An 8,179-nucleotide genomic window follows, 5' to 3' on the forward strand; every position below is an offset into this window, starting at 1 on the left:
GGCTCTGTTGCAAAAATCGTGAAGCTTGAGCATGCTTGGCGGAGATTGGACGGACGGAACGATGACGGATTTCAAGTGGCGCCATTTCCAGGGTGATGTGATCCTGTGGGCGGTGCGCTGGTATTGTCGCTATCCGATCAGCTATCGCGACCTTGAGGAAATGCTGGCGGAACGCGGCATTTCGGTCGACCATACGACGATCTATCGCTGGGTCCAGTGCTACGCCCCGGAGATGGAGAAGCGGCTGCGCTGGTTCTGGCGGCGTGGCTTTGATCCGAGCTGGCGCCTGGATGAAACCTACGTCAAGGTGCGGGGCAAGTGGACCTACCTGTACCGGGCAGTCGACAAGCGGGGCGACACGATCGATTTCTACCTGTCGCCGACCCGCAGCGCCAAGGCAGCGAAGCGGTTCCTGGGCAAGGCCCTGCGAGGCCTGAAGCACTGGGAAAAGCCTGCCACGCTCAATACCGACAAAGCGCCGAGCTATGGTGCAGCGATCACCGAATTGAAGCGCGAAGGAAAGCTGGACCGGGAGACGGCCCACCGGCAGGTGAAGTATCTCAATAACGTGATCGAGGCCGATCACGGAAAGCTCAAGATACTGATCAAGCCGGTGCGCGGTTTCAAATCGATCCCCACGGCCTATGCCACGATCAAGGGATTCGAAGTCATGCGAGCCCTGCGCAAAGGACAGGCTCGCCCCTGGTGCCTGCAGCCCGGCATCAGGGGCGAGGTGCGCCTTGTGGAGAGAGCTTTTGGCATTGGGCCCTCGGCGCTGACGGAGGCCATGGGCATGCTCAACCACCATTTCGCAGCAGCCGCCTGATCGGCGCAGAGCGACAGCCTACCTCTGACTGCCGCCAATCTTTGCAACAGAGCCATTTGAAGCTGGCGAGTGCTGCCCGCTCTGCCCGCTCTCGGGCCTTATCGTCCAGTTCGGGCGAGTTGCGTGCGCGGCTGCCATAGGATGAGCCGAATTGCGCTTGCAGGGCGACCCAAGGGATTTGCACGAAGGGGCGGCCCTTGGCCCGCAACAGGAACACGCGATAGGTCAGCCACGTGTAAATGTCCATCGCAAGCGGAGACTGCCGCAAGGCATGCAGGTAGTCGATTCGGATAGGAACCGGTGAGCGGGTGACTTCCTCGAAGAAATCGCCTGTGAGGGTGAGGGTGCTATCCCATAGCGCCCGATCTTCTGGCCGCTTGGGATTCCAGAATAGAAAAGCGCGCTTGGCAATGACGACGTTCTCAATGCCGAAGTCATTGCCTTGCTCGCCGGCAAGCGAAATCATGGATGAAAACAGGCGTTGCGCCTGATTGCGAAGGGTGGCCGTGTAACGGCCATCGGTGTGCATTCCGAGCCTTTGTAGAAATTCCGATTGCGACCGGCCAAGGTTCAACACGGGGTCTTTCGTTCGCACGGCCTCGGTGCATATCCAAGCAAGCAAGGTGCGCGGCATAGAACCGTAGGGCAGGCCGATGCTCGGCTTGCCCATGATCGACAAGGTGACGATGCCATTGGTGCGCTCAAAGTAGCTGGTCTTGGGGTCGGTGTGGGGCATGGTCGCTTGCACAAGGCAACGGGCCATGTAGCCGACTAAGCCAGCTTCGCGGGCATCCTCCATTTCGAGCGCGAGGCTCGTCTTGATGATCTCGTTGATACGATGGCCGGGGGCTTTGTTGTTCTTAGGCATGTTGTTCCCTCCCCGGCATGGTGATGGTTGGTCTAGTGTTTGTGGGTTTGATGTTCCGGCGTTTGATGAACAGGCGCAAGGTGTGAGGGCTGACGCCTAACAACTCGGCTGCGCGACTTTGCGGCAAGCCAAGGTTCACGTATGCCTGTACTTCATCAATACGGCTGTCCAGCTTCAAGGCGCTCGATTTGCTGCCCTTGGGTCGCCCGAGCGTCTTGCCGCGCTCTCTGGCGACTTGTAGCGCCTCGGTGGTACGTGCCTGAATGAAATGCCGCTCGATCTGTGCAGCCAAGCCAAGCACGGTTGCCATGATGTCGCTTTGTAGGCTGCCGTCCATGATGATCTTCTGTTTGGTCACATGGACGATTAGGCCGCGCTCGCTCGCCGCTTTGAGAATTTCCAAGGCGGCGAGGGCGGAACCGGCAATGCGCGTAATCTCCGGCGTCAGTAGCACGTCGCCACGCTCGGCCTTTTCGATGATTGCTCCGAGCTTGCGCTTGCGCCAGTCCTTTGCTCTGCTGGCAATTTCTTCCTCGATCTGTAGCGGCGCGAAGCCTTTGGCGTTCGCGTATTCGAGCAAACCGTATTTTTGGTTTTCCGGGTCTTGGCCGTCACGCGAAACCCGGAGATAGGCATAGTATTTTGGCATTTGCAGGGAAAACGTCAGATTCGGTTAAACATGCCTCATTCTAGCGCAGATTAAATAGGAATTAAATACCCTGTTGCGGTATAGATAAAACGTTGGTTTGTTCTGCCCTATGAGCGTACAAAAAAGGCCGGGTGAGTGGCCCGGCCTTCGTTTAGGTGCTGAATAGGATTGGTTCTGGTGCCAGCCTCATGAGAAGCGCGTCATAAAACCACATGAGGGCCGACGCACCAAGGCCGACGCCTGCGACCGATAGCATGATGTGGGTCTTATTGGCCGAGTCCAGCCCAAGCCACATGATCGGTAGGGTGATGAGACTGGCGAACGAAGCCAAGCCGAGAAGAAAGCGCACCGGGCCGCGCAGCCACCAGAGAATGAGGAACACCAGATGTCGTTTTCAGAAGACGGCTGCACTGAACGTCAGAAGCCGACTGCACTATAGCAGCGGAGGGGTTGGATCCATCAGGCAACGACGGGCTGCTGCCGGCCATCAGCGGACGCAGGGAGGACTTTCCGCAACCGGCCGTTCGATGCGGCACCGATGGCCTTCGCGCAGGGGTAGTGAATCCGCCAGGATTGACTTGCGCTGCCCTACCTCTCACTAGTGAGGGGCGGCAGCGCATCAAGCGGTGAGCGCACTCCGGCACCGCCAACTTTCAGCACATGCGTGTAAATCATCGTCGTAGAGACGTCGGAATGGCCGAGCAGATCCTGCACGGTTCGAATGTCGTAACCGCTGCGGAGCAAGGCCGTCGCGAACGAGTGGCGGAGGGTGTGCGGTGTGGCGGGCTTCGTGATGCCTGCTTGTTCTACGGCACGTTTGAAGGCGCGCTGAAAGGTCTGGTCATACATGTGATGGCGACGCACGACACCGCTCCGTGGATCGGTCGAATGCGTGTGCTGCGCAAAAACCCAGAACCACGGCCAGGAATGCCCGGCGCGCGGATACTTCCGCTCAAGGGCGTCGGGAAGCGCAACGCCGCTGCGGCCCTCGGCCTGGTCCTTCAGCCACCATGCCCGTGCACGCGACAGCTGCTCGCGCAGGCTGGGTGCCAAGCTCTCGGGTAACATCAAGGCCCGATCCTTGGAGCCCTTGCCCTCCCGCACGATGATCGTGCCGTGATCGAAATCCAGATCCTTGACCCGCAGTTGCAAACCCTCACTGATCCGCATGCCCGTTCCATACAGAAGCTGGGCGAACAAACGATGCTCGCCTTCCAGAAAACCGAGGATGCGAACCACTTCATCCGGGGTCAGCACCACCGGCAAGCGCCGCGACGGCCGAGGTCTTCCGATCTCCTGAAGCCAGGGCAGATCCGTGCACAGCACCTTGCCGTAGAAGAACAGCAAGGCCGCCAATGCCTGACGATGCGTGGAGACCGAAACCTTGCGCTCGTTCGCCAGCCAGGACAGAAATGCCTCGACTTCGCTGCTGCCCAAGGTTGCCGGGTGACGCACACCGTGGAAACGGATGAAGGCACGAACCCAGTGGACATAAGCCTGTTCGGTTCGTAAACTGTAATGCAAGTAGCGTATGCGCTCACGCAACTGGTCCAGAACCTTGACCGAACGCAGCGGTGGTAACGGCGCAGTGGCGGTTTTCATGGCTTGTTATGACTGTTTTTTTGTACAGTCTATGCCTCGGGCATCCAAGCAGCAAGCGCGTTACGCCGTGGGTCGATGTTTGATGTTATGGAGCAGCAACGATGTTACGCAGCAGGGCAGTCGCCCTAAAACAAAGTTAAACATCATGAGGGAAGCGGTGATCGCCGAAGTATCGACTCAACTATCAGAGGTAGTTGGCGTCATCGAGCGCCATCTCGAACCGACGTTGCTGGCCGTACATTTGTACGGCTCCGCAGTGGATGGCGGCCTGAAGCCACACAGTGATATTGATTTGCTGGTTACGGTGACCGTAAGGCTTGATGAAACAACGCGGCGAGCTTTGATCAACGACCTTTTGGAAACTTCGGCTTCCCCTGGAGAGAGCGAGATTCTCCGCGCTGTAGAAGTCACCATTGTTGTGCACGACGACATCATTCCGTGGCGTTATCCAGCTAAGCGCGAACTGCAATTTGGAGAATGGCAGCGCAATGACATTCTTGCAGGTATCTTCGAGCCAGCCACGATCGACATTGATCTGGCTATCTTGCTGACAAAAGCAAGAGAACATAGCGTTGCCTTGGTAGGTCCAGCGGCGGAGGAACTCTTTGATCCGGTTCCTGAACAGGATCTATTTGAGGCGCTAAATGAAACCTTAACGCTATGGAACTCGCCGCCCGACTGGGCTGGCGATGAGCGAAATGTAGTGCTTACGTTGTCCCGCATTTGGTACAGCGCAGTAACCGGCAAAATCGCGCCGAAGGATGTCGCTGCCGACTGGGCAATGGAGCGCCTGCCGGCCCAGTATCAGCCCGTCATACTTGAAGCTAGACAGGCTTATCTTGGACAAGAAGAAGATCGCTTGGCCTCCCGCGCAGATCAGTTGGAAGAATTTGTTCACTACGTGAAAGGCGAGATCACCAAGGTAGTCGGCAAATAATGTCTAACAATTCGTTCAAGCCGACGCCGCTTCGCGGCGCGGCTTAACTCAAGCGTTAGATGCACTAAGCACATAATTGCTCACAGCCAAACTATCAGGTCAAGTCTGCTTTTATTATTTTTAAGCGTGCATAATAAGCCCTACACAAATTGGGAGATATATCATGAAAGGCTGGCTTTTTCTTGTTATCGCAATAGTTGGCGAAGTAATCGCAACATCCGCATTAAAATCTAGCGAGGGCTTTACTAAGCTTGCCCCTTCCGCCGTTGTCATAATCGGTTATGGCATCGCATTTTATTTTCTTTCTCTGGTTCTGAAATCCATCCCTGTCGGTGTTGCTTATGCAGTCTGGTCGGGACTCGGCGTCGTCATAATTACAGCCATTGCCTGGTTGCTTCATGGGCAAAAGCTTGATGCGTGGGGCTTTGTAGGTATGGGGCTCATAATTGCTGCCTTTTTGCTCGCCCGATCCCCATCGTGGAAGTCGCTGCGGAGGCCGACGCCATGGTGACGGTGTTCGGCATTCTGAATCTCACCGAGGACTCCTTCTTCGATGAGAGCCGGCGGCTAGACCCCGCCGGCGCTGTCACCGCGGCGATCGAAATGCTGCGAGTCGGATCAGACGTCGTGGATGTCGGACCGGCCGCCAGCCATCCGGACGCGAGGCCTGTATCGCCGGCCGATGAGATCAGACGTATTGCGCCGCTCTTAGACGCCCTGTCCGATCAGATGCACCGTGTTTCAATCGACAGCTTCCAACCGGAAACCCAGCGCTATGCGCTCAAGCGCGGCGTGGGCTACCTGAACGATATCCAAGGATTTCCTGACCCTGCGCTCTATCCCGATATTGCTGAGGCGGACTGCAGGCTGGTGGTTATGCACTCAGCGCAGCGGGATGGCATCGCCACCCGCACCGGTCACCTTCGACCCGAAGACGCGCTCGACGAGATTGTGCGGTTCTTCGAGGCGCGGGTTTCCGCCTTGCGACGGAGCGGGGTCGCTGCCGACCGGCTCATCCTCGATCCGGGGATGGGATTTTTCTTGAGCCCCGCACCGGAAACATCGCTGCACGTGCTGTCGAACCTTCAAAAGCTGAAGTCGGCGTTGGGGCTTCCGCTATTGGTCTCGGTGTCGCGGAAATCCTTCTTGGGCGCCACCGTTGGCCTTCCTGTAAAGGATCTGGGTCCAGCGAGCCTTGCGGCGGAACTTCACGCGATCGGCAATGGCGCTGACTACGTCCGCACCCACGCGCCTGGAGATCTGCGAAGCGCAATCACCATCTCGGAAACCCTCGCGAAATTTCGCAGTCGCGACGCCAGAGACCGAGGGTTAGATCATGCCTAGCATTCACCTTCCGGCCGCCCGCTAGCGGACCCTGGTCAGGTTCCGCGAAGGTGGGCGCAGACATGCTGGGCTCGTCAGGATCAAACTGCACTATGAGGCGGCGGTTCATACCGCGCCAGGGGAGCGAATGGACAGCGAGGAGCCTCCGAACGTTCGGGTCGCCTGCTCGGGTGATATCGACGAGGTTGTGCGGCTGATGCACGACGCTGCGGCGTGGATGTCCGCCAAGGGAACGCCCGCCTGGGACGTCGCGCGGATCGACCGGACATTCGCGGAGACCTTCGTCCTGAGATCCGAGCTCCTAGTCGCGAGTTGCAGCGACGGCATCGTCGGCTGTTGCACCTTGTCGGCCGAGGATCCCGAGTTCTGGCCCGACGCCCTCAAGGGGGAGGCCGCATATCTGCACAAGCTCGCGGTGCGACGGACACATGCGGGCCGGGGTGTCAGCTCCGCGCTGATCGAGGCTTGCCGCCATGCCGCGCGAACGCAGGGGTGCGCCAAGCTGCGGCTCGACTGCCACCCGAACCTGCGTGGCCTATACGAGCGGCTCGGATTCACCCACGTCGACACTTTCAATCCCGGCTGGGATCCAACCTTCATCGCAGAACGCCTAGAACTCGAAATCTAACGTCCGTTCGGGCATCGAGGTCCATGTCGGGGTGGGACGGGCCCGTGGCTTCAAGATCACTTGCAGTCCGACCGCGATGTCTTGGTTGCGCGAGAGGTTGTCGATATCCTCCACTTCCATCATCAACCCTGGATAATGCCGCCGCCGTCATCGCCGCCGACGCCCGTGCCGGGCTTTTCGGGCCTGTCAGGCTTGCTCGGCCTTCAGCCTGCCTGGGCGAGATCTCCGGCGGACGGATTAACGGCGGAGCTTCGCCGCCTTTCGTGCGTGTGAAGGCCGAAGATAGTTCTCTCAAAAACATCCGTTTATGAGAGATACCAAATGTCATTTTCAGAAGACGACTGCACCAGTTGATTGGGCGTAATGGCTGTTGTGCAGCCAGCTCCTGACAGTTCAATATCAGAAGTGATCTGCACCAATCTCGACTATGCTCAATACTCGTGTGGGCTCTGTTGCAAAAATCGTGAAGCTTGAGCATGCTTGGCGGAGATTGGACGGACGGAACGATGACGGATTTCAAGTGGCGCCATTTCCAGGGTGATGTGATCCTGTGGGCGGTGCGCTGGTATTGTCGCTATCCGATCAGCTATCGCGACCTTGAGGAAATGCTGGCGGAACGCGGCATTTCGGTCGACCATACGACGATCTATCGCTGGGTCCAGTGCTACGCCCCGGAGATGGAGAAGCGGCTGCGCTGGTTCTGGCGGCGTGGCTTTGATCCGAGCTGGCGCCTGGATGAAACCTACGTCAAGGTGCGGGGCAAGTGGACCTACCTGTACCGGGCAGTCGACAAGCGGGGCGACACGATCGATTTCTACCTGTCGCCGACCCGCAGCGCCAAGGCAGCGAAGCGGTTCCTGGGCAAGGCCCTGCGAGGCCTGAAGCACTGGGAAAAGCCTGCCACGCTCAATACCGACAAAGCGCCGAGCTATGGTGCAGCGATCACCGAATTGAAGCGCGAAGGAAAGCTGGACCGGGAGACGGCCCACCGGCAGGTGAAGTATCTCAATAACGTGATCGAGGCCGATCACGGAAAGCTCAAGATACTGATCAAGCCGGTGCGCGGTTTCAAATCGATCCCCACGGCCTATGCCACGATCAAGGGATTCGAAGTCATGCGAGCCCTGCGCAAAGGACAGGCTCGCCCCTGGTGCCTGCAGCCCGGCATCAGGGGCGAGGTGCGCCTTGTGGAGAGAGCTTTTGGCATTGGGCCCTCGGCGCTGACGGAGGCCATGGGCATGCTCAACCACCATTTCGCAGCAGCCGCCTGATCGGCGCAGAGCGACAGCCTACCTCTGACTGCCGCCAATCTTTGCAACAGAGCC

Annotated in this window: 10 protein-coding genes; 6 read left to right on the forward strand and 4 right to left on the reverse strand. The window is 58.4% G+C overall.

All coding sequences use genetic code 11. The annotated features are described in order from the left end of the window. Window positions 1-61: 61 nt before the first annotated feature. The gene (locus ACEPP2_RS21045; protein WP_001389365.1) at window positions 62-826 is read left to right on the forward strand and encodes an IS6-like element IS6100 family transposase; all 765 of its coding nucleotides are present in this window, start codon (window positions 62-64) and stop codon (window positions 824-826) included. Here ACEPP2_RS21045 and ACEPP2_RS21050 read toward each other — a convergent pair. The 4 genes from ACEPP2_RS21050 to intI1 all read right to left on the reverse strand — a co-directional run bounded on the left by ACEPP2_RS21050 (window position 798) and on the right by intI1 (window position 3,945). Further along, entirely contained in the window at window positions 798-1,694 is an 897-nt protein-coding gene (locus ACEPP2_RS21050; protein ID WP_395517869.1) for a replication protein RepA, read from the reverse strand. The genes ACEPP2_RS21045 and ACEPP2_RS21050 overlap by 29 nt on opposite strands. Beyond that, window positions 1,687-2,343, reverse strand: a complete 657-nt coding sequence (locus ACEPP2_RS21055) for a recombinase family protein (protein ID WP_012196454.1) — start codon at window positions 2,341-2,343, stop codon at window positions 1,687-1,689. Before ACEPP2_RS21055 ends, ACEPP2_RS21050 begins: the two co-directional genes overlap by 8 nt. A gap of 151 nt (window positions 2,344-2,494) precedes the next feature. Continuing rightward, window positions 2,495-2,725: a hypothetical protein gene (locus tag ACEPP2_RS21060; protein WP_012196455.1), complete on the reverse strand. Its 231-nt coding sequence runs from the start codon at window positions 2,723-2,725 to the stop codon at window positions 2,495-2,497. Between the two features lie 206 nt (window positions 2,726-2,931). After that, complete coding sequence (intI1, locus tag ACEPP2_RS21065; protein ID WP_000845048.1) at window positions 2,932-3,945, reverse strand: class 1 integron integrase IntI1; 1,014 nt, start codon at window positions 3,943-3,945, stop codon at window positions 2,932-2,934. Window positions 3,946-4,090: 145 nt separating this feature from the next. Between intI1 and aadA1 the strand changes: the two genes are divergently transcribed. From aadA1 to ACEPP2_RS21090, 5 genes are all read left to right on the forward strand, one after another. After that, on the forward strand, window positions 4,091-4,882 hold the full coding sequence (aadA1, locus tag ACEPP2_RS21070) for an ANT(3'')-Ia family aminoglycoside nucleotidyltransferase AadA1 (RefSeq protein WP_001206316.1): 792 nt from the start codon (window positions 4,091-4,093) through the stop codon (window positions 4,880-4,882). A 163-nt stretch (window positions 4,883-5,045) separates the two neighbouring features. Next, a complete protein-coding gene (locus tag ACEPP2_RS21075) occupies window positions 5,046-5,393 on the forward strand; it encodes a quaternary ammonium compound efflux SMR transporter QacE delta 1 (RefSeq protein ID WP_000679427.1) in 348 nt (115 codons plus the stop codon). Then, window positions 5,387-6,226 carry a sulfonamide-resistant dihydropteroate synthase Sul1 gene (gene sul1, locus ACEPP2_RS21080; protein ID WP_000259032.1) on the forward strand — a complete coding sequence of 280 codons (840 nt, stop codon included), beginning with the start codon at window positions 5,387-5,389 and terminating at the stop codon, window positions 6,224-6,226. The genes ACEPP2_RS21075 and sul1 overlap by 7 nt, the downstream gene beginning before the upstream one ends. A 127-nt stretch (window positions 6,227-6,353) precedes the next feature. Next, window positions 6,354-6,854 carry a GNAT family N-acetyltransferase gene (locus ACEPP2_RS21085; RefSeq protein ID WP_000376623.1) on the forward strand — a complete coding sequence of 167 codons (501 nt, stop codon included), beginning with the start codon at window positions 6,354-6,356 and terminating at the stop codon, window positions 6,852-6,854. Window positions 6,855-7,360: 506 nt separating this feature from the next. After that, window positions 7,361-8,125, forward strand: a complete 765-nt coding sequence (locus ACEPP2_RS21090; RefSeq protein ID WP_001389365.1) for an IS6-like element IS6100 family transposase — start codon at window positions 7,361-7,363, stop codon at window positions 8,123-8,125. Window positions 8,126-8,179: the final 54 nt, after the last annotated feature.

The organism is Pseudorhizobium flavum, assembly GCF_044142885.1.
Classification (GTDB): Bacteria; Pseudomonadota; Alphaproteobacteria; order Rhizobiales; family Rhizobiaceae; genus Neorhizobium; species Neorhizobium flavum.

Coding starts and splice junctions, on each gene's coding strand:
- ACEPP2_RS21090 (WP_001389365.1), top strand. CDS start 7,361: ATGACGGATTTCAAGTGGCGCCATTTCCAGGGTGATGTGATCCTGTGG.
- sul1 (WP_000259032.1), top strand. CDS start 5,387: ATGGTGACGGTGTTCGGCATTCTGAATCTCACCGAGGACTCCTTCTTC.
- ACEPP2_RS21055 (WP_012196454.1), bottom strand. CDS start 2,343: ATGCCAAAATACTATGCCTATCTCCGGGTTTCGCGTGACGGCCAAGAC.
- ACEPP2_RS21045 (WP_001389365.1), top strand. CDS start 62: ATGACGGATTTCAAGTGGCGCCATTTCCAGGGTGATGTGATCCTGTGG.
- ACEPP2_RS21050 (WP_395517869.1), bottom strand. CDS start 1,694: ATGCCTAAGAACAACAAAGCCCCCGGCCATCGTATCAACGAGATCATC.
- aadA1 (WP_001206316.1), top strand. CDS start 4,091: ATGAGGGAAGCGGTGATCGCCGAAGTATCGACTCAACTATCAGAGGTA.
- ACEPP2_RS21085 (WP_000376623.1), top strand. CDS start 6,354: ATGGACAGCGAGGAGCCTCCGAACGTTCGGGTCGCCTGCTCGGGTGAT.
- ACEPP2_RS21075 (WP_000679427.1), top strand. CDS start 5,046: ATGAAAGGCTGGCTTTTTCTTGTTATCGCAATAGTTGGCGAAGTAATC.
- intI1 (WP_000845048.1), bottom strand. CDS start 3,945: ATGAAAACCGCCACTGCGCCGTTACCACCGCTGCGTTCGGTCAAGGTT.